This is a genomic window from Afifella sp. YEN Y35 (assembly GCF_047553465.1).
Classification (GTDB): Bacteria; Pseudomonadota; Alphaproteobacteria; order Rhizobiales; family Afifellaceae; genus Afifella; species Afifella aestuarii.
On sequence record NZ_CP180203.1, the window covers coordinates 283,435 to 301,941 of the forward strand.

Sequence of the window (18,507 nt, forward strand, 5' to 3'; positions counted from 1 at the left end):
TGACGATCCGCTCTTCGCCCGGTCTCGCAGGGCCGGAAAGTGCGGACCTATCGAATGGGGCGCGGCCCCGGAGGGGTTCGGAGAGGACGTTCCTCTGCCCCGGAAGGAGTGACATGACGACGAAGCTTGCAGCCGAGAACCTGAGCGAAATGGCGCCGAGGGTGCATGTCCCCGGCTATGACCGGGCCGGGCTGTCGGCCGGGATTTTGCATTTCGGCATCGGCAATTTTCACCGCGCGCATCAGGCCGTCTATCTCGACGAGCTGTTTGAAACCGGGCGCGACCACGATTTCGCGATCCTTGGCGCCGGCGTCATGGCGGGCGATGAAAAGATGCGCCAGGCGCTCGGGGGTCAGGACTTTCTGACGACGGTCGTCGATCAGTCGGCCGCAGCTTCCAATGCGCGCGTCACCGGCGCCATGGTCGGGATGCTGCCCGTGGGCGATGCGCAGGCGATCATCGAAAAACTCGCCGATCCCTCAATCCGCATCGTCTCGCTGACGGTGACGGAGGGCGGCTACTTCATCGATTCCACCGGGCGCTTCAATCCGCAGCATCCGGCAATCGCCGCCGACGGCAAGACGCCCGACGATCCGAAGACCGTCTTCGGGCTGATCGCGGCGGGGCTCAAGGAGCGGCGGGGCCGCGGACTTCAGGCTTTCACCGTGATGTCGTGCGACAACATCCCCCACAATGGCGTGGTGGCGAAGAATGCCGTCGCGGGGACGGCGCGGCTTTCGGACCCCGCCTTCGCCGACTGGATCACCGAGAACGTCGCCTTTCCGAACGGCATGGTCGACCGGATTACGCCGGCGACGGGGGATCGGGAGCGCCGGCTGCTCGAGGAGGAATTCGGCGTCGAAGATGCCTGGCCGGTGTTCTGCGAGGATTTCAAGCAATGGGTGCTCGAGGACAATTTCCCGGCCGGGCGGCCGGCGCTTCAAAATGTCGGCGTGCAGTTCGTGCCGGACGTGACGCCGTTCGAGATCATGAAGATCCGGATTCTGAACGGTGGGCATGCGGTGATCGCCTATCCGGCGGGGCTTCTCGACATCCATTTCGTGCATGAGGCGATGGAGCATCCGCTCGTGGCGGCGTTCCTGGAGAAGATCGAGCAGGATGAGATCGTACCGGCCGTTCCGCCTGTGCCGGATACGGATCTGCAGGTCTATTTCGGCGAGATCAAGCGCCGCTTCGCCAATCCGAAGATCGGCGACACGGTGCGCCGTCTCTGCCTCGACGGGTCCAACCGGCAGCCGAAATTCATCGTGCCGACGATCGCCGACCGGCTGAAGGAGGGCCGCGACGTGACCGGCCTCGCGCTCGAATCGGCGCTGTGGTGCCGCTATTGCTTCGGCGAGACGGAAAGCGGCGCCGTCATCGAGCCGAACGACCCGAACTGGGATCTGCTCGTGCCGAAGGCGCAGGCGGCGCGCGCCGATCCCGGCGAATGGCTCGGCATGGACGATGTCTATGGCGAGGTCGGGCGCTCCGACGATTTCCGCGAGCTTTTCGCGCATTGGCTGCGCACGCTGTGGGACGAGGGGACCGAGAAGACGCTGCAGCGCTATCTCGACGGCACGCGCTAACCGCGCATCGACATTTCGCTTTCTGCAGAGGCCTGCCCGCACCGGTTGCGGGTGGGCCTTTTTCTTTCTCAGTTTTTGGGGGATTTGCGCGGCGGGCGCGGCAGGTGGAGCGGGCTTTCGCCCGCATTTTGCGTATGCAGTAGGATTTCCGCCCGGCCAGTTCTCTACCTAAAGGCCGTTGAAAGGCCCCGACAATGAGGTATACGTTGTTGGCAATCGGGCGACCCGCAACGAGCCTTTCCGGCGGGTCAAACCCTTTGGAGATGAGATGACCGACGCTGCCAATCTGCCGCAACTGCGCTCGCGTGCCTGGTTCGACAATCCCGACAACCCCGATATGACGGCGCTTTATCTGGAGCGCTACCTGAATTTCGGCCTGTCCCAGGAAGAGCTGCAATCCGGCAAGCCGATCATCGGCATCGCGCAGACGGGGTCCGACCTGTCGCCGTGCAACCGGCATCATCTGGAGCTCGCCAAGCGCGTGCGCGACGGTATTCGCGAGGCGGGCGGCATCGCCATCGAATTTCCGGTGCATCCGATCCAGGAGACGGGCAAGAGGCCGACGGCGGCGCTCGACCGCAATCTCGCCTATCTCGGGCTCGTCGAGGTGCTCTACGGCTATCCGCTCGACGGCGTGGTTTTGACGATCGGTTGCGACAAGACCACGCCGGCGTGCCTGATGGCGGCGGCGACGGTCAACATTCCGGCGATCGCGCTCTCCGTCGGGCCGATGCTGAACGGCTGGTTTCGCGGCGAGAGGACGGGCTCGGGCACGATCGTGTGGAAGGCACGCGAATTGCTGGCCGCGGGCGAGATCGACTATCCGGGCTTCGTCAAGCTCGTCGCCTCCTCGGCGCCTTCGACCGGCTATTGCAACACGATGGGCACCGCCTCGACGATGAATTCGCTCGCCGAAGCGCTCGGCATGCAATTGCCGGGGTCCGCCGCGATCCCGGCACCGTACCGCGACCGGCAGGAGGTCTCGTATCTGACGGGGCTTCGCATCGTCGACATGGTGCGCGACGACCTGAAGCCGTCGGATATCCTGACGCGCGATGCCTTCATCAATGCGATCCGGGTGAATTCGGCGATCGGCGGCTCGACCAACGCACCGATCCATCTCAACGCGCTCGCGCGGCATGTGGGCGTGGAGCTTTCGATCGACGACTGGCAGACCTATGGCGAGGACATTCCGCTTCTCGTCAATCTGCAGCCGGCGGGCGAATATCTCGGCGAGGATTATTATCACGCGGGCGGCGTGCCGGCGGTCGTCAACCAGCTGATGGGGGCGGGGCTCATCAACGAAGGGGCGGTCACGGTGAACGGGCAGACGATGGGCGACAATTGCCGCGGCGCCGAGATTGCCGATCTCAACGTCATCCGCCCGTTCGACCAGCCGCTTCTGAAAGGGGCGGGGTTCCGCGTCCTCAAGGGCAATCTCTTCTCCTCGGCGATCATGAAGCTTTCGGTGATCTCGACCGAGTTCCGGGAGCGCTATCTCTCCAATCCCGACGATCCGATGGCGTTCGAGGGCAAGGCGGCCGTCTTCGACGGGCCGGAGGATTATCATCACCGCATCGACGATCCGGAACTTCAGATCGACGAGAACACCATCCTGTTCATGCGCGGGGCGGGGCCGATCGGCTATCCGGGGGCGGCGGAGGTCGTGAACATGCGCGCGCCCGATTATCTCCTGAAGCGCGGCGTGCATTCGCTGCCGTGCATCGGCGACGGGCGGCAATCGGGCACGTCGGGGTCGCCCTCGATCCTCAACGCCTCGCCGGAGGCGGCGGCCGGTGGCGGTCTCGGACTGTTGAAGACGGGCGACCGCGTGCGCATCGATCTCGGGCGCGGGGAGGCGAATATCCTCATCAGCGACGAGGAGCTTGAACAGCGGCGCGAGGCGCTGAAAGAGGCGGGGGGCTATCCTTTCCCGGAGAGCCAGACGCCCTGGCAGGAGATCCAGCGCGCCATGGTCTCGCAGCTCGAAACCGGCATGGTTCTGGAGCCGGCGGTCAAATACCACCGCATCGCCCAGACGAGCGGCATCCCGCGCGACAATCACTAGAGGTCACGGCTTCGAGGGCTTCGCGGCCGGCGCCAGACGGGCGGCGGGGCGGCGTGAAAAGCAAAGCATCTCAAGAATGTGTGGAGGGACTAACCCTCCCGCAAAAACCAATAAACGAGGAACGGAGGAAGCCTGATGGGGCGGCGACTTGAGGGAAAGATCGCAGTGTGCACGGCGGCGGGGCAGGGGATCGGCCGCCGCGTGGCGGAACGGTTTCTGGAAGAGGGGGCGCGCGTTTACGCGACCGATCTCGACGCCGAGAAGCTGAAGGGGCTTAATACTCTGGGCGAGGTCGATACGGCCGTTCTCGACGTGACCGACGGGCGCGCCGTCGGCGCCTATATGAAAACCGTCGACACGCCCGACATCCTGTTCAATTGCGCGGGCTTCGTGCACCACGGGACGGTGCTCGATTGCGACGACAAGGACTGGGATTTTTCCTTCGATCTCAACGTCACTTCCATGCACCGCACGATCTCGGCCTTGTTGCCGCGGATGCTGGAGAAGGGCGGCGGCTCGATCATCAACATGTCGTCGGCGGCCTCCTCGATCAAAGCCGCGCCCAACCGCTACGTCTATATGGCGACGAAGGCGGCGGTGATCGGGCTGACGCGTTCGATCGCCATCGACTTCATCCGCAAAGGCATCCGCTGCAACGCCATCTGCCCGGGCACCATCGAGAGCCCGTCGCTGGAGGCGCGGATTTCCGCGCTCGGCGAAGAGGTGGGCGGCGTGGAAAAAGCGCGGGCGATGTTCGTGGAGCGTCAACCGATCGGCCGGATCGGCACGCCCGACGAGATCGCCGATCTCGCTGTCTATCTCGGCTCCGACGAGAGCCGCTTCACGACCGGCACGACGCAGGTGATCGACGGCGGCTGGTCGCTTTGAACGATACAAGGCCCGAAGGGTCAGGGAGGATTTGATGCGGATATTGGTGCTCGGCGCGGCCGGCATGGTCGGGCGGCGCCTGGTCGAAAGGCTTCTTGCCGACAAGGAGCTCGGCGGGCGGGCGATTGCGGCGATCGATGCCTTCGACGTGGTGGCGCCGGACTTTCCGGATGTGCCGGAGACGATCACGGTGACCTGCGAGGCGGGCGATATCGCGTCCGCAGAGACGGTCGAAGGGCTGATCACGCGTCAGCCGGACGTGATCTTCCATCTCGCGGCCATCGTCTCGGGCGAGGCGGAAGCGGATTTCGACAAGGGCTACCGCATCAATCTCGACGGCACCCGCCATCTCCTGGAGGCGATCCGGCAGGCGGGCGAGGCCTATCGGCCGCGGCTCGTCTTCACCTCCTCGATCGCCGTCTTCGGCGCGCCGTTCGAGGAGAGAATTTCCGACACGTTTTTGTCGGCGCCTTTGACGAGCTACGGCACGCAAAAGGCGATCTCGGAGCTGCTTCTCGCCGATTACACGCGCAAGGGTTTCGTCGATGGGGTGGGCATCCGCCTGCCGACGATCGTGGTGCGGCCGGGCAAGCCGAACAAGGCGGCGTCCGGCTTCTTCTCCGGCATCATCCGCGAGCCGCTGGCGGGGATCGAGGCCGTGCTGCCGGTCGAAGACGATGTGCGCCACTGGATCGCGAGCCCGGCGGCGGCCGTTGGCTTCCTGGTGCATGCGGCGACAATGGATACGTCGACGCTCGGGCCGCGGCGCTCGCTCAACATGCCGGGGCTTTCGGTGACGGTGGGCGAGATGATCGCGACCCTGCAGGAGGTGGCGGGCGACGAGGTCGCGGGACGCATCCGGCGCGAGCCGGACGAGGCGATCCGCGGCATGGTCCATGGCTGGCCGCCCGACTTCGAGACACAGCGGGCGCGCGAGGCGGGCTTTTCCGCCGATGCCGATTTCGCCTCCATCATCCACGCGCATATCGCCGACGAAGAGGCGCGACGCGAAAAGGAGACGGGATGATGAGCGAGAAACCGCAGATCGGCTTCATCGGCGTCGGGCTGATGGGCCAGGGCATGGCGAAGAATCTCGTCGAAAAGGGCTATCCCCTGACGATTCTCGGCCACCGCAACCGCGCGCCGGTGGAGGATCTGAAGGGCCGGGGCGCCAAGGAGGCGGAGGATGTCGCGGCGCTGACGGAGGCCTCCGACGTCATCTTTCTGTGCCTGCCGGGAAGCCCGCAGGTCGAGGCCGTCATCGGCGAAATCCTGGCGGCGGGGGCGTCGGGCAAGACGATCATCGACACCTCGACCAGCAATCCGGTGTCGACGCGCGCCCTCGTCGAAAAGTGCCGGGCGGAGGGCGCGACGCTCATCGATGCGCCCTTGTCGCGCACGCCGAAGGAGGCCTGGGAAGGGCTTCTCGATGCGATGGTCGGGGCGAGCGAGGCGGATTTCGACCGCGTTCAGCCGATCATCGCCACCTGGGCCGGCAAGATCGTGCGGGTCGGCGAGCCGGGAGCCGGCCACACGATGAAGCTTCTCAACAATTTCCTGTCGCTCGGCTATGCCGCGATCTATTCGGAGGCGCTGGCGATCGGGGCGAAGAACGGCCTCGATGCGGCGACGTTTCATTCCATCATCGGCGGCGGGCGCATGGATTGCGGCTTCTACCAGACTTTCATGAAATGGGTGGTGGAGCGCGATCCGGAGGCGCACAAATTCGCGCTCAAGAATGCGCATAAGGATATGCGCTATGTCGTGTCCCTGGCGAACGAAAGCGGCATCGCCTCGCATGTCTCCTCGGCGGTGAAGAACAATTTCGCCACCGCCGATGCGACCGGGCATGGCGAGGAATATCTGCCGCGCATCGCCGACATCGTGGCGGAGCTCAACGGCATCAAACATGAGACAGGATCGTGACAACGCTGCGGGCGGTGAGCCCCTGGATGCGGCGGGCGTGAGAGCGCCGGCGGACAATGCCCGGCGGCGGCCCGTGCCGCCGGCGGTGAAAGGTGCGCGCGGGCGGCCGAGCCTCGAAGGCGTCGCCGACATGCCGGCGCGCGAGCGGGCCTATCACGAGCTCAAATTCCGCATCATGGAAGGCCGGCTGCCGCCCGGAACGACGCTTCTCGAAGCGGAGGTGGCGAACCTTCTCGGCCTGTCGCGCACACCGGTGCGGGAGGCTCTGATCAAGCTCGAAGAGGAAGGGCTCGTCGATGTGCGCCCGCGTCACGGCATCAGTGTGCGGGCACAGTCTATCGACGATCTCTCCGACATCTACGACGTCTTTTCGACGCTCGAAGTGAAGGCCGTGGAGCTTGCCGCAAGGCGCGGCATCGAGACGAACGACGGGCGGCGGCTTTCCGGGATTCTCGACCAGCTGGAGCGGGCGACGCAGCGCGAAGACCCGGTGCGCTGGTCGCATCTCGACGATCAATTCCATTCCGAGCTCGTCAGCCTCAGCGGCAACAACCGGCTGTGCGCCACGCTGCGGCAATACTGGGATCAGCAATACCGGGCGCGCATGGCGATCGTGCATATGCGGCCGAGCACGGCGCAGTCGGACCGCGAGCATCGGGCGATTCTCCAGGCGGTAGTGGAGCGCGATATCCGCCGCGCGGCGCATCTGCATCAGCAGCACCGCGACCGCGCCGACCGGCTGGCGCTCGAACTTCTGCGGCGGGGGCCGGCTTGAGGCTGCCTGCGCCCGTCATCTTTCCCCACAACATTCAAGCCGCGAGAAAGCGGCAGCGATAAACGCTACGAGGAACACGCCCCATGAACAGGATCGACCTTGAAAACCGCACGGCCGTCATCACCGGCGGCGCCCGCGGCATCGGCTTTGCGACCGCAAAACGCGTGCTCGACAGCGGCGGGCGGGCCGTCATCTGGGACATCGACGGAGCGGCGATCGAGACGGCGCTCGGCGAACTCGGTGAGAAGGCGAGCGGCGCCGTCGTCGAGCTGACCGATGCGGGGGCGGTGGCGGAGGCCGCGAAAGAAGCGGCCCAGAAGGCCGGCGGTATCGACATTCTCGTCAACAATGCCGGCATCACCGGCGGCAATGCGAAGACCTGGGAGCTCGATCCGGACACCTGGCGCAAGGTGATCGAGGTCAATCTCGTGGCGCCGTTTCTGACGAGCCATGCCGTCGTGCCCCTGATGCTCGAAAAGGGCTATGGGCGGATCGTCAATGTCGCCTCGATCGCCGGCAAGGAGGGCAATCCCAACGCCTCGCATTACTCGGCCTCGAAGGCGGGTCTGATCGGGCTGACGAAATCGCTCGGCAAGGAGCTCGCCGGCCACAACATCCTCGTCAATTGCATCACGCCGGCGGCGGCCCGCACGGCGATCTTCGATCAGATGACGCAGGAGCATATCGATTACATGCTGTCGAAGATCCCCATGAACCGGTTCGTGGAGCCGGCCGAGGTGGCGGCGATGATCTGCTGGCTCGCCTCGGAGGATTGCTCGTTTTCGACGGGCGCCGTCTTTGACATTTCCGGCGGCCGCGCCGTCTACTGATTTTTGAAATCCCCCAAGACAATCCGAGAAAGGATGCCATGAAGCTCGTTCGCTACGGCCCTGCCGGCCAGGAAAAGCCCGGCCTCATCGACGACGAGGGCGCGCTGCGCGATCTGTCCGGCGAGGTCGACGACATCGCCGGGGAGGTGATCTCCGATGCCGGGCTCGAGAGACTGCGCGCGCTCGATCCCGCGTCGCTGCCGAAGGTCGAGGGCACGCCCCGCTTTGGCCCCTGTGTCGGCCATGTCTCGAAGATCCTGTGCATCGGCCTCAATTATTCCGACCATGCGGCGGAGACGGGCGCCGAGCCGCCGAGCGAGCCGATCATCTTCGCCAAGGCGTTGTCGGCGCTCTGCGGGCCCAATGACGACGTGGAGATGCCGCGCGGCTCCAAGGCGCTCGACTGGGAGGTGGAGCTTGCCGTCATCATCGGCAAGCGCGCCAAATACGTCTCCGAGGACGAGGCGATGCAGCATGTGGCGGGCTTCGCCATCATGAACGACGTCTCCGAACGCGACTTCCAGACGAAGCGCTCCGGCCAGTGGACGAAGGGCAAGAGCCACGACACGTTCGGCCCGCTCGGACCGTGGCTCGTGACGCGCGATGCGGTCGCCGATCCGCACAATCTCGACATGCATCTCGACGTCAACGGCGAGCGGCGCCAGAGCGGCAACACCAACACGCTCATCTTCAACGTGCCGCATGTCGTCTCGTATCTGTCGCAGTTCATGACGCTGATGCCGGGCGACGTCATTTCCACCGGCACACCGCCGGGCGTGGGTATGGGCATGAAGCCGCCCGTCTATCTCAAAGTCGGCGACGTGATGGAACTGGCGATCGAAGGGCTCGGCACCCAGCGACAGACAGTCGTCGCCGCCTGAGGTTGAGATCCGGTGGCCGGTGCAGCCCTGTGCTGCGCCGGCGCCTCAAAAAGCGGTTCGGCCCTTGCCGGCGCCACAATGTATACGTTGACATTTTCGGTCGACGCAGGAGATAGTCTCTCCGTGAACAAAAAGAGCTGCGCATGACGCAGCCGGGCAGAGCCTTCCAAAGAAGAGGCCTGCCGCGAACAGACATCGCGCACCGGGAGGAAACATGCGCAAAAGAACCTTTCTCGCCGCGGCCGCGGCGCTTCTTGCCACAGCCGTGTTCGGCGCGCCGGCCGCGATGGCGCAGTCCAGCTATCCGGACCGTCCGATCCAGATGATCGTGCCGTGGGGTGCGGGCGGCGGCACGGATGCCGTCGGGCGCATCTTCGCTTCGATCCTGCAGGAAGAGCTCGGCGTGCCGGTCAATGTCGTCAACCGCACAGGCGGGTCGGGTGTCGTCGGCCACAGCGCCATCGCGACGGCCAAGCCGGACGGCTACACGATCGGCATCGTGACGATCGAGATCGACATGATGCATTGGCAGGGGCTGACGGATCTCACCTACAAGGACTTCGATTTCCTGGCGATGGTGAATGCCGATCCGGGCGGCGTCATGGTGTCGGCCGATTCCGATTACGAGACGGCGCAGGATCTTCTCGACGCGATCAAGTCCGAGCCGAAGGGGTCTTTGAAGGCGTCGGGCACCGGGCAGGGCGGCATCTGGCATCTCGGCCTTCTCGGCTGGATGTTGTCGGAAGATCTGCCGCCCGATCAGATCACCTGGGTGCCGAGCCAGGGTTCGGCCGCCGGTATCACCGATATGGTGGCGGGCGGTGTCGACCTCGTTCCCTCGTCGCTGGCGGAAGGCCGCTCGATGATCGAGGCCGGCAAGGTGCGTCCGCTCGCGTCGATGTCGGAGGAGCGCCAGGAGATGTTCCCGGACGTGCCGACGCTGAAGGAGGCCGTGGGGTCCGACTGGACGCTTGCGGTGTGGCGCACGGTTGCGGCCCCGAAGGGTCTGCCGGACGACGTGAAGGCGAAACTCGCGGGGGCCGTCGAGAAGGCCTACAACAGCGAAGAATACAAGAAGTTCATGGCCGATCGCGGGTTCGGCATGCGCTGGGCGGGGCCGGACGAGGCGACGAAGATCGTCGGGTCCGACGATGAGAGCCTTGGGCGCGTCATGAAAGAGGCCGGACTCGCGGCCGAATAAGGGCGATCGGCGGCGTCTTCGGACGCCGCCATCTGCCGGGAACCTGCGATGAAATTCAATGATTTCGTGCTCGGCGTGCTGGTGCTGATCGGCGCCGCCGCGATCCTCGTTTCGGCGCGGAACTTCACGCCGATCCCAGGCCAGGCCTATGGCGCCGAAACCATGCCGAATGCGATCGGCATCGTGGCGGCCGGGCTCGGCATCTTCATGATGGCGAAAAGCGCGCTGGCGGGCTTTCAGGGGCGGGCGGTGGCGCTCGCCGACTGGACGAGATCGCCGACGGCGGTGGTCGGGGTGGCGACGGCTTTGGCGCTGATCGGCGTCTATATCGTCTTTTCCGAGCGCGTCGGCTTCGTGCCGATCGCCTTCCTCATTCTCCTCGTCTTCATGCTGACCTTGCGCACGCGCATCATCGTCGCCGTGCCGGTGGCGATCTTCGCCACGATCCTCGTGCAGCAGACCTTCGGGCGGCTTCTTCTGGTGCCGCTGCCGCGCAACGACTTTCTTTCCTTTTTGTGGTGACGACGATGGATATTCTCGCGCAGGCCGCGGGCCTCGTCTTTCAGCCCTATGTGCTTCTCGTCATCTTTGCCTCCGCCTGTTTCGGGCTCTTCGTCGGTGCGATCCCGGGTCTGACGGCGACGATGGCGACGGCGCTTCTGGTGCCGATCACCTTCTTCATGGATCCGGTGCCGGCGATCGCGGCGATCGTGACGGCGACCGCGATGGCGATCTTCGCCGGCGACATTCCGGGTGCGCTCCTGCGCATGCCGGGGACGCCGGCGAGTGCCGCTTACGTCGAAGACGCCTATCGGATGACGCAGGACGGGCGCGGCGACGAGGCGCTCGGCGCGGTTCTCGTGTTTTCCTCGATCGGCGGCATCTTCGGCACCATCGTGCTCGTGACGACGGCGCCCACACTTGCCGAAATCGCGCTCAAATTCTCCTCGTTCGAGTATTTCTGGCTGGTGCTTTTGGGGCTCTCCTGCGCCATCTTCGTGTCGCCGAGTTCCGTCACGCGCGGCATGATTGCGCTTCTGATCGGGCTTTTTGCGGCGACGATCGGCATCGACAATCCGGCCGGGCAGCCGCGCTACACTTTTGGCAATGTCGAGCTTTTGGCCGGCGTGCAGTTCATCCCGGCGATGATCGGGCTCTTCGCCGTGTCGGAGGTGCTGCGCTCGATCGTCTATTCGAAGGAGCGGCCGAGAATCGATCGCTCCGGCAAGCACACGGTCTTCAAGCGGCAATGGACGAATATCCGCCGCTATCCGATCCAGATGCTGCGCGGCAGCGCGACGGGGACGGCGATCGGCGCGTTGCCGGGGGCGGGTGCGGATATCGCCGCCTGGATTTCCTATGCCGTCTCCAAGCAGTTTTCGCGGCAGAAGGAGAAGTTCGGGCGCGGGCATGTGGAGGGGCTGGTGGAGGCCGGGGCGTCCAACAACGGGGCCGTTTCCGGGGCCTGGATCCCGGCGCTCGTCTTCGGCATTCCGGGCGATTCCATCACCGCGATCGTGATCGGCGTCCTCTACGTCAAAGGCATGAATCCGGGCCCGACTGTGTTCATCAACGATCCGCAGCTGATCTATGCGGTGTTCATGGTGTTCTTTCTGGCGAACATCATCATGCTGCCGCTCGGCTGGGTGGCGATCAAAGGCGCCTCGACGCTGTTGTCGATCCCGAACCGGGTGTTGATGCCGGTCATTCTGCTCTTCTGCATCGTCGGCTCGTTCGCCATCAACAATTCGGTTTTCGGCGTTCTCCTGATGCTGATCTTCGGCGTGCTCGGCTTCATCATGGAGGAGAACGACATTCCGATCGCACCGGCGATCCTCGGCCTCGTGCTCGGGCCGATGCTGGAACAGAATTTCATCACCTCGATGATCAAGGCCGACGGCAGTTTCCTCGCCTTCTTCGAGCGGCCGATCGCGGCGGGGCTCGGCATCTTTACGATCGTGGTCTGGTCGATCCCGATCATCCTCTATCTGCGACGGCGATGGGCGGGCTCCGCGGCCTCTCCCAAGGAGGATCTCCCGCAAGGATGAGGGGGCCCCTGAAAACGAATGGAAGATGTCATGACGCGACCCGAGCTTTTGATGGTCGGCCCTCTCGCCGACGCCGTGACTGCCGAGATCGAGAAGGATTTTATCGTCCACCGCTATTTTGCGGCGGACGACAAGGAGGCGCTTCTCTCCGAGATCGGCGAGCGGGTGCGCTTCGTCGCGACCGGCGGGCACCATGGCTGTTCGGCGAAGATCATCGAGGCGCTGCCGAAGCTCGAAATCATTTCCTCCTTCGGCGTCGGCTATGACGCCGTCGATGTGGAGGCGGCGAAGCGGGCGGGGGTGCATGTGACCAACACGCCCGACGTCCTCAACGATTGCGTGGCGGAGATGACGGTGGGGCTGATGATTGCGCTCGCCCATCGGCTGCCGCAGACCGACCGTTATGTGCGCGAGGGGCGCTGGCCGGGGGGCGATTTTCCGCTGACCGACGAACTCCGCGGGGCGCGGGCCGGCATTCTCGGGCTCGGGCGCATCGGCAAGGAGATCGCGAGGCGGCTGCAGGTTTTCAAGATGGAGGTCGTCTATCACGGCCGCCACAAGCAGGCGCACGAGCCCTATCCCTATTTCGCCGACCTCACCGAGATGGCGAAGGCCTGCGACTGGCTGGTGGTGATCGCGCCGGGCTCGAAAGAGACGCAAGGCATCGTCAGCCGCGGCGTGATGGAGGCGCTCGGGCCGGAGGGGATGCTCGTCAACATGGCGCGCGGCTCGCTCGTCGACGAGCCAGCGATGATCGAGCTTCTGCAATCCGGCGGGCTCGGCGGCGCGGCGCTCGACGTTTTTGCCGACGAGCCCAACGTGCCGGACGAACTGAAGGCGCTCGACAATGTCGTCTTGTCGCCGCATCAGGGCAGCGCCACACACAAGACGCGCGCGGCGATGGGGCAGATGGTGGTCGACAATCTGCGGGCGCATCTCAAGGGCGAGCCGCTTCTGAGCCCCGTCGCCTGATGGCGGCCGGGAAGGCTGGCTGTCTGCTGTCGGTCAGGACTTCGAGCCATAACGCAGAAGGGCGGCATGCATGCCGCCCCGTCGTCCTCAGACTGTCATCAGGCTATGTCGTCCGGCCCTTTGAAGGAGGCGCAGCGCCATGCTGCGCCCCGTTGCGCGGTCCAAGCCGCGCCATGCGCGTTTCGGAAAATCAGGCCGCCAGGCCCTCCTTTGCGAAATGGCCGCACCAATCGCTCTCTTTCACGACCGGCCAGTATCCAACGGCATCCGCCACGGGCTGCGTGACGGGCGGGTTGAACCGGCAGAGACCAGCATCTCTGATCTCGCGGTCGTTGTTGGCGTGGTGATCTTCAAAGAAAGCGCAGCTGCTGCATACGGGTTTGTCAGCCATGGCTCTCTCCTTTGCTTTCGGGCTTCAGAGGGCTTTCTTCCGAAGCCAACGCATGAATTATACGATTATCGTCTAACTTATTCAAGAAATGTCTTTTGTAGTTGCTCAAAGGCGTGGCGGTAATCACGTGATATTCCAGTAATATTTGAATTCTTTGTATCGTTTATTTTTTTTGGTGCCGATTTTCGTAGTTCCAGCTTGGATCTGAGGGCGACGGGTCCCCCGCCCGGCACGCCTATTCCTTCACCGCACCCGTCATCGACGAGACGTAGTAGTCGACGAAGAAGGAATAGAGAATGACGACCGGCAGCGAGCCCAGGAGGGCGCCGGACATCAGGGCTCCCCATTCGTAGATGTCGCCGCGCACGAGCTCGGTTAGGACGCCGACGGGCACCGTCTTGTTCTCCGAGGAGGAGATGAAGGTGAGGGCGTAGATGAACTCGTTCCACGACAGGGTGAAGGCGAAAATGCCGGCGGAGATGAGGCCGGGGACGGCGAGCGGCAGGACCACCTTCGTCAGGATCTGAAAACGCGAGGCGCCGTCGACGAGGGCGCTTTCCTCAAGCTCGAAGGGGATGGTGCGGAAATAGCCCATCAGCAGCCAGGTGCAGAACGGGATGAGGAAGGTCGGATAGGTGAGGATGAGCGCCAGGCGGGAATCGAAGATGCCGACCTGGAAGACGATGAAGGCGAGCGGAATGAAGAGGATCGACGGCGGCACCAGATAGGCGAGGAAGATGAGGAGCCCGGTCGTGCGCGCGCCGGTGAAGCGGATGCGCTCGATCGCATAGGCGGCGAGGACGGAGGCAAACAGAGACAGGAAGGTGGAGGCGAAGGCGACCAGCATCGTGTTCCACAGCCAGCCCGGATAGGACGTCTCGAAGAGCAGGTAGCGGATATGGTCGAGCGTCGGCTCGACCACCCAGAAGGGGCTGTAGCGGTCGTAATTGGTGAGCTGATGGTCCGGTTTGATCGCCGTGATCGCCATCCAATAGAACGGGAAGAGCAGCACGAAGATGAAGACGGCGAGCGGCAGATAGACGACGAGGATGCGCCGCGTCACCGTGTTGAACTGATCCATGCCCTCCGTGTCGTCGCGGGTGGAGGCTGCGGGGCTGAGGCTTTTCTTGGCCATGGGTGCGTTTCCTCAGTCGTTGCCCTGCTGCCAGCGGCGGCGCTGCAGCCCGAAGAACGAGAACAGAATGGCGGCGAGCAGGAAGGGGATCATGGCGACCGCGATCGCCGCACCTTCGCCGAGCTGGCCGCCGGGAATGGCGCGCTGGAAGGAGAGGGTGGCCATCAGATGCGTGGCGTTGACCGGTCCGCCGCGCGTCAGAACGTAGATGAGCTGGAAGTCGGTGAAGGTGAAAAGCACCGAGAAGGTCATGACGACGGCGATGATCGGGGTGAGAAGCGGCAGCGTCACCTTGGTGAAGCGCTGCCAGGAGGTGGCGCCGTCGAGCGCTGCCGCCTCGTTCAGGGATTGCGGGATCGTCTGCAGGCCGGCGAGAAGCGAGATCGCCACGAAGGGAATGCCGCGCCAGACATTGGCGGCGATCACCGAGGCGCGGGCATGGTTCGGCTGGCCCAGGAAGTTGATCGGCGCATCGATCAGCCCCCATTGCATCAAGACCCAGGAAATAATCGAGAACTGGCTGTCGTAGATCCACCAGAAGGCCAGCGCGGACAAAACCGTCGGCACGACCCAGGGGAGAAGGATGATCGCCCGGAAGAAGGTCTTGAAAGGCAGATGCTCGTTCAAGATGAGGGCAAGCCAGAGGCCGAGGCCGAATTTCAGGACCGAGGCGACGACGGTGTAGAGGATGGTGTTGTAGACCGAGAGCCAGAAGATCGGGTCGTCGAAGAGCCAGATGTAATTCTCAAGGCCGATGAATTCGCCGGTGCGGCCGATGCGCGTGTCGGTGAAGCCGAGCCAGACGCCGAGACCGAGCGGATAGGTCAGGAAGCACAGGAGAAAGACCGCCGCCGGCAGCATGAAAAGAAGTCCGAGGCCGTTGCGGCTCTCCAGGAACCTCGAAAGCAGCGAGCGGCGTGGTGTCAGCGGCACATCCGTCATTGTGAGCCTGTCTCATCTTTTGGTCGGCACAGCGCCTTGGCGGCGCGGGCCTGGCTGGTCTGAGGGGGGCTTTGAGATAACGGGCGCCGGCCGAAACCGGCGCCCGGCTCCCCCCGGTGCCTCAGCTGTAGTAGCGCTTGGCGCGGCGTTCCGCGTTCGCCATGGCGTCTTCTGGCGAGCGCTGGCCGGTGACGGCCTCGGCGAACATGTCGACGAGGACGTAATCGGCCATGACGCCGGCGGAGGCCGGTCCGAGCGGGCCGGCATAGCCGTTCGGCCGCAGGCTTTCCGAGGCGCGCGAATAAGGCTCGTGCACCGGATTCGACGTCCACACCGGATTGTCGGCGAATTCTTTGAGCGCCTGACAGCAATAGGCGCTCGCACCTTCGATCCAGGCATTCATCTTGTCCGACTGGTACATGAATTCCAGATAGGCTTTCGCCGCCTGCGGGTATTTGCAGTGCTTGAAGATCGAGAGCGTCGAGGTCTGGTGCAGCTCAACCGATTTTCCGACCGGGCCGATCGGCAGGTTCACCGTGCGGATATCCTCGGCGATCTCCTTCATCGCCGGGTCCTTGGCGGCGGCGTAATAAAGCGAGACGCCGTTTGCCGTCAGTGAGATCTGCTCGGCGAGGAAGGCGCGGTTGTTGTTGATGTCGAGCCAGCTTTCCGTGCCCGGAATGAAGGTCTCGTAGAGCGCCTTGGCGTATTCGATCGCGGCCTTGGTCTCGGGGCTGTTGATCGTCACCTTGCTGTTTTCATCGACCATCATGCCGCCATGGCTCCACAGGAGCCAATGGGCGTAATTGTTGCCGTCGCCGACGGCCTTGCCGTGCGGGAAGCCGGCGGGCGTGCCGTTCGCCTTCAGCGCCTTGCAGAGTTCCAGGAAGCCGTCCGTATCCTTCGGAAATTCGGAGAAACCGGCTTTCTCCATATGGCTCTGGCGGTAGCAGACGGCGTTGCCGATGGCGCAGAGCGGGACGGCGATGAAATTCTCGTCCTGGCGGGCATAGCCTTCGAGGCCTTCGTACCAGCCGCCATGCGCCTCGCCGAGCTTGGTGGCGAGATCGGTCACGTCGACGAGCTTGTCGGGATACTGGAAGGGATCGTCGAACCAGCTCATCACCATATCGGGACCCGAGCCGACATTGGCGGCGACCGCAGCCTTCGGGCGGACATCCTCCCAGCTTTCCTGGTCGATGCGCACCTCGACGCCCGTCGCCTCGGTGAAGGCCTTGGTGTTGGCGTTCCAGGCCTCTTCTTCGCCGGTGACGAAGGGCACCCAGCGCAGGAGGCGAAGCGAAGCGCCTTCTTCCGGCTGAAACGTCATGCCGGCGGATTGGGCGAACGCCCGGCGGGCGCCCGGGACGCCGGAAAAGGCGGCGCCGGCGGCAAGGCTCGCCGTGCCGCTCAGAAAGGTTCTGCGATCGATTGGCATTGTCGGTTTCCTCCACGTTGCGGGATGTTTTTTGATGCGCTTCTTGCGGCTCCCGCGACCGCAGCGATGAGGGCTTTCTGCCCTTCTGGCCGGCCTTTGGCCGGAGATTTCACCCATTCAGATCGTCAAGGCGCTCACACGGAGAGCCGGTCGCCCTCCCTGGCATCGAAGAGATGGACGGAACCCGCGTCGATGGTGACTTTGAGCTCGTCGCCGGGGCCGGCGGAGATGCGTTCGCGGAAGACGCAGACGACTTCCGTCTCGCCGAGGAAGGCGACGACATGGGTCTCGGATCCCGTCGGCTCGACCACCTCCACGCGGAGCGTGGTGTCGCCGCCGAGCTGAAAGTGTTCGGGGCGCACGCCGTAGATCATCTCGCGCCCGGGTTCGGCATCGCCGGGCTCGGCGATCGGCAGACGCTCGCCGTCGCCGGTGACGAAGATATTGCGGTCGTTCGCGTCGAGGGTGCCGGTCACCATGTTCATCGCCGGCGAGCCGATGAAGCCCGCGACGAAGAGGTTTTCCGGCCGGTCGTAGAGATCGAGGGGGGCGCCGACCTGCGCGACGATGCCGTCATGCATGACGACGATCTTGTCGGCCATGGTCATCGCCTCGATCTGGTCGTGGGTGACGTAGACGGTGGTGGTCTTCAGGCGCTGATGGAGGTTCTTGATCTCCGTGCGCATGGAGACGCGCAATTTGGCGTCGAGGTTCGACAAGGGCTCGTCGAAGAGGAAGACCTGCGGCTTGCGCACAATGGCGCGGCCCATGGCGACGCGCTGGCGCTGGCCGCCGGAGAGCTGGCGCGGATAGCGGTCGAGGAGATGGGAGAGGCCGAGCATTTCGGCGGCGGGCGAGACGAGGCTTTCGATCTCCTTCTTGGAGACACCCTTGAGCTTCAGGGAGAAGCCCATGTTCTCCGCCACCGTGATGTGGGGGTAGAGCGCGTAGTTCTGGAACACCATGGCGATGTCGCGCTCTTTGGGCGGCAGCGCGTTCACGACGCGATCCCCGATCAAAATCTCGCCGGCGGTGATGTGTTCCAGACCTGCCAGCATGCGCAGGAGCGTGGACTTTCCGCAGCCCGAAGGGCCGACGAGCACGACGAACTGGCCTTCCTCGATATCGATCGAGACGCCGTGCAACACTTCCACCGATCCGAACGCCTTGCGGACGTCGCGGAACGTCACCGATGCCATACGTTTCCTCGCCTTGGATTATTAATGTATTCGTTATGGCTATAGTGGCGGCTCTTCCGGCGCTGTGCAACCGTTTCCTCAACAATGCGGAAAACGACCGAAAAACTCCGGAAATGCTGGAAGATGACGCGACGGAAGACGGTGACGGAAAGCTGACGGCGCGGCCTGAGCGTTCACGTATACGCACATTGTGCGATGTCTTTTGGGCGTGACGAGGTGCCGTG

18 protein-coding genes are annotated in these 18,507 nt (G+C 64.2%); 13 read left to right on the forward strand and 5 right to left on the reverse strand.

Annotation, left to right across the window (positions count from 1 at the left end):
* The first annotated feature begins 113 nt into the window (after nucleotides 1-113).
* The 12 genes from ACK8CP_RS01365 (at nucleotide 114) to ACK8CP_RS01420 (ending at nucleotide 13,178) form a co-directional block, all read left to right on the forward strand.
* Entirely contained in the window at nucleotides 114-1,589 is a 1,476-nt protein-coding gene (locus ACK8CP_RS01365; protein ID WP_414833096.1) for a mannitol dehydrogenase family protein, read from the forward strand.
* A 268-nt stretch (nucleotides 1,590-1,857) separates the two neighbouring features.
* Nucleotides 1,858-3,657 (forward strand): IlvD/Edd family dehydratase, encoded by a 1,800-nt coding sequence (locus tag ACK8CP_RS01370; RefSeq protein ID WP_414833097.1) that lies wholly within the window; start codon nucleotides 1,858-1,860, stop codon nucleotides 3,655-3,657.
* Nucleotides 3,658-3,792: 135 nt separating this feature from the next.
* Nucleotides 3,793-4,545 carry an SDR family oxidoreductase gene (locus ACK8CP_RS01375; protein ID WP_414833098.1) on the forward strand — a complete coding sequence of 251 codons (753 nt, stop codon included), beginning with the start codon at nucleotides 3,793-3,795 and terminating at the stop codon, nucleotides 4,543-4,545.
* A gap of 34 nt (nucleotides 4,546-4,579) precedes the next feature.
* On the forward strand, nucleotides 4,580-5,572 hold the full coding sequence (gene denD, locus ACK8CP_RS01380) for a D-erythronate dehydrogenase (RefSeq protein ID WP_414833099.1): 993 nt from the start codon (nucleotides 4,580-4,582) through the stop codon (nucleotides 5,570-5,572).
* Nucleotides 5,572-6,471 carry an NAD(P)-dependent oxidoreductase gene (locus ACK8CP_RS01385; protein WP_414834313.1) on the forward strand — a complete coding sequence of 300 codons (900 nt, stop codon included), beginning with the start codon at nucleotides 5,572-5,574 and terminating at the stop codon, nucleotides 6,469-6,471. The genes denD and ACK8CP_RS01385 overlap by 1 nt, the downstream gene beginning before the upstream one ends.
* Nucleotides 6,455-7,246 (forward strand): GntR family transcriptional regulator, encoded by a 792-nt coding sequence (locus tag ACK8CP_RS01390; RefSeq protein ID WP_234628685.1) that lies wholly within the window; start codon nucleotides 6,455-6,457, stop codon nucleotides 7,244-7,246. The genes ACK8CP_RS01385 and ACK8CP_RS01390 overlap by 17 nt, the downstream gene beginning before the upstream one ends.
* 83 nt (nucleotides 7,247-7,329) lie before the next feature.
* A complete protein-coding gene (locus tag ACK8CP_RS01395; RefSeq protein WP_414833100.1) occupies nucleotides 7,330-8,076 on the forward strand; it encodes an SDR family oxidoreductase in 747 nt (248 codons plus the stop codon).
* Between the two features lie 38 nt (nucleotides 8,077-8,114).
* Nucleotides 8,115-8,957, forward strand: coding sequence for a fumarylacetoacetate hydrolase family protein (locus tag ACK8CP_RS01400; RefSeq protein WP_414833101.1), 843 nt, complete (start codon nucleotides 8,115-8,117; stop codon nucleotides 8,955-8,957).
* A gap of 214 nt (nucleotides 8,958-9,171) precedes the next feature.
* Nucleotides 9,172-10,158, forward strand: a complete 987-nt coding sequence (locus ACK8CP_RS01405) for a tripartite tricarboxylate transporter substrate binding protein (RefSeq protein WP_414833102.1) — start codon at nucleotides 9,172-9,174, stop codon at nucleotides 10,156-10,158.
* Between the two features lie 48 nt (nucleotides 10,159-10,206).
* Complete coding sequence (locus tag ACK8CP_RS01410) at nucleotides 10,207-10,680, forward strand: tripartite tricarboxylate transporter TctB family protein (protein WP_234628681.1); 474 nt, start codon at nucleotides 10,207-10,209, stop codon at nucleotides 10,678-10,680.
* A 5-nt stretch (nucleotides 10,681-10,685) separates the two neighbouring features.
* Nucleotides 10,686-12,206: a tripartite tricarboxylate transporter permease gene (locus ACK8CP_RS01415; protein WP_414833103.1), complete on the forward strand. Its 1,521-nt coding sequence runs from the start codon at nucleotides 10,686-10,688 to the stop codon at nucleotides 12,204-12,206.
* A 30-nt stretch (nucleotides 12,207-12,236) separates the two neighbouring features.
* The gene (locus tag ACK8CP_RS01420; RefSeq protein ID WP_414833104.1) at nucleotides 12,237-13,178 is read left to right on the forward strand and encodes a 2-hydroxyacid dehydrogenase; all 942 of its coding nucleotides are present in this window, start codon (nucleotides 12,237-12,239) and stop codon (nucleotides 13,176-13,178) included.
* Between the two features lie 190 nt (nucleotides 13,179-13,368).
* Here the strand turns inward: ACK8CP_RS01420 and ACK8CP_RS01425 are convergent, their stop codons facing one another.
* The 5 genes from ACK8CP_RS01425 to ACK8CP_RS01445 all read right to left on the reverse strand — a co-directional run bounded on the left by ACK8CP_RS01425 (nucleotide 13,369) and on the right by ACK8CP_RS01445 (nucleotide 18,283).
* Nucleotides 13,369-13,569, reverse strand: coding sequence for a hypothetical protein (locus ACK8CP_RS01425; protein ID WP_234628678.1), 201 nt, complete (start codon nucleotides 13,567-13,569; stop codon nucleotides 13,369-13,371).
* 235 nt (nucleotides 13,570-13,804) lie between these two features.
* Entirely contained in the window at nucleotides 13,805-14,704 is a 900-nt protein-coding gene (locus ACK8CP_RS01430; RefSeq protein WP_370642334.1) for a carbohydrate ABC transporter permease, read from the reverse strand.
* Nucleotides 14,705-14,716: 12 nt separating this feature from the next.
* Nucleotides 14,717-15,646, reverse strand: a complete 930-nt coding sequence (locus ACK8CP_RS01435) for a carbohydrate ABC transporter permease (protein WP_128291311.1) — start codon at nucleotides 15,644-15,646, stop codon at nucleotides 14,717-14,719.
* A 121-nt stretch (nucleotides 15,647-15,767) separates the two neighbouring features.
* Complete coding sequence (locus ACK8CP_RS01440; RefSeq protein WP_414833105.1) at nucleotides 15,768-17,084, reverse strand: ABC transporter substrate-binding protein; 1,317 nt, start codon at nucleotides 17,082-17,084, stop codon at nucleotides 15,768-15,770.
* Nucleotides 17,085-17,218: 134 nt separating this feature from the next.
* The gene (locus ACK8CP_RS01445; protein ID WP_414833106.1) at nucleotides 17,219-18,283 is read right to left on the reverse strand and encodes an ABC transporter ATP-binding protein; all 1,065 of its coding nucleotides are present in this window, start codon (nucleotides 18,281-18,283) and stop codon (nucleotides 17,219-17,221) included.
* A 35-nt stretch (nucleotides 18,284-18,318) separates the two neighbouring features.
* Here ACK8CP_RS01445 and ACK8CP_RS01450 point away from each other — a divergent pair, with 35 nt between their 5' ends.
* Entirely contained in the window at nucleotides 18,319-18,495 is a 177-nt protein-coding gene (locus ACK8CP_RS01450; RefSeq protein WP_414833107.1) for a hypothetical protein, read from the forward strand.
* Nucleotides 18,496-18,507: the final 12 nt, after the last annotated feature.

Excerpts from the sequence above, each read along its gene's own strand:
- ACK8CP_RS01365 (WP_414833096.1), top strand. The coding sequence starts at position 114 with ATGACGACGAAGCTTGCAGCCGAGAACCTGAGCGAAATGGCGCCGAGG.
- ACK8CP_RS01370 (WP_414833097.1), top strand. The coding sequence starts at position 1,858 with ATGACCGACGCTGCCAATCTGCCGCAACTGCGCTCGCGTGCCTGGTTC.
- ACK8CP_RS01375 (WP_414833098.1), top strand. The coding sequence starts at position 3,793 with ATGGGGCGGCGACTTGAGGGAAAGATCGCAGTGTGCACGGCGGCGGGG.
- denD (WP_414833099.1), top strand. The coding sequence starts at position 4,580 with ATGCGGATATTGGTGCTCGGCGCGGCCGGCATGGTCGGGCGGCGCCTG.
- ACK8CP_RS01385 (WP_414834313.1), top strand. The coding sequence starts at position 5,572 with ATGAGCGAGAAACCGCAGATCGGCTTCATCGGCGTCGGGCTGATGGGC.
- ACK8CP_RS01390 (WP_234628685.1), top strand. The coding sequence starts at position 6,455 with ATGAGACAGGATCGTGACAACGCTGCGGGCGGTGAGCCCCTGGATGCG.
- ACK8CP_RS01395 (WP_414833100.1), top strand. The coding sequence starts at position 7,330 with ATGAACAGGATCGACCTTGAAAACCGCACGGCCGTCATCACCGGCGGC.
- ACK8CP_RS01400 (WP_414833101.1), top strand. The coding sequence starts at position 8,115 with ATGAAGCTCGTTCGCTACGGCCCTGCCGGCCAGGAAAAGCCCGGCCTC.
- ACK8CP_RS01405 (WP_414833102.1), top strand. The coding sequence starts at position 9,172 with ATGCGCAAAAGAACCTTTCTCGCCGCGGCCGCGGCGCTTCTTGCCACA.
- ACK8CP_RS01410 (WP_234628681.1), top strand. The coding sequence starts at position 10,207 with ATGAAATTCAATGATTTCGTGCTCGGCGTGCTGGTGCTGATCGGCGCC.
- ACK8CP_RS01415 (WP_414833103.1), top strand. The coding sequence starts at position 10,686 with ATGGATATTCTCGCGCAGGCCGCGGGCCTCGTCTTTCAGCCCTATGTG.
- ACK8CP_RS01420 (WP_414833104.1), top strand. The coding sequence starts at position 12,237 with ATGACGCGACCCGAGCTTTTGATGGTCGGCCCTCTCGCCGACGCCGTG.
- ACK8CP_RS01425 (WP_234628678.1), bottom strand. The coding sequence starts at position 13,569 with ATGGCTGACAAACCCGTATGCAGCAGCTGCGCTTTCTTTGAAGATCAC.
- ACK8CP_RS01430 (WP_370642334.1), bottom strand. The coding sequence starts at position 14,704 with ATGGCCAAGAAAAGCCTCAGCCCCGCAGCCTCCACCCGCGACGACACG.
- ACK8CP_RS01435 (WP_128291311.1), bottom strand. The coding sequence starts at position 15,646 with ATGACGGATGTGCCGCTGACACCACGCCGCTCGCTGCTTTCGAGGTTC.
- ACK8CP_RS01440 (WP_414833105.1), bottom strand. The coding sequence starts at position 17,084 with ATGCCAATCGATCGCAGAACCTTTCTGAGCGGCACGGCGAGCCTTGCC.
- ACK8CP_RS01445 (WP_414833106.1), bottom strand. The coding sequence starts at position 18,283 with ATGGCATCGGTGACGTTCCGCGACGTCCGCAAGGCGTTCGGATCGGTG.
- ACK8CP_RS01450 (WP_414833107.1), top strand. The coding sequence starts at position 18,319 with ATGGCTATAGTGGCGGCTCTTCCGGCGCTGTGCAACCGTTTCCTCAAC.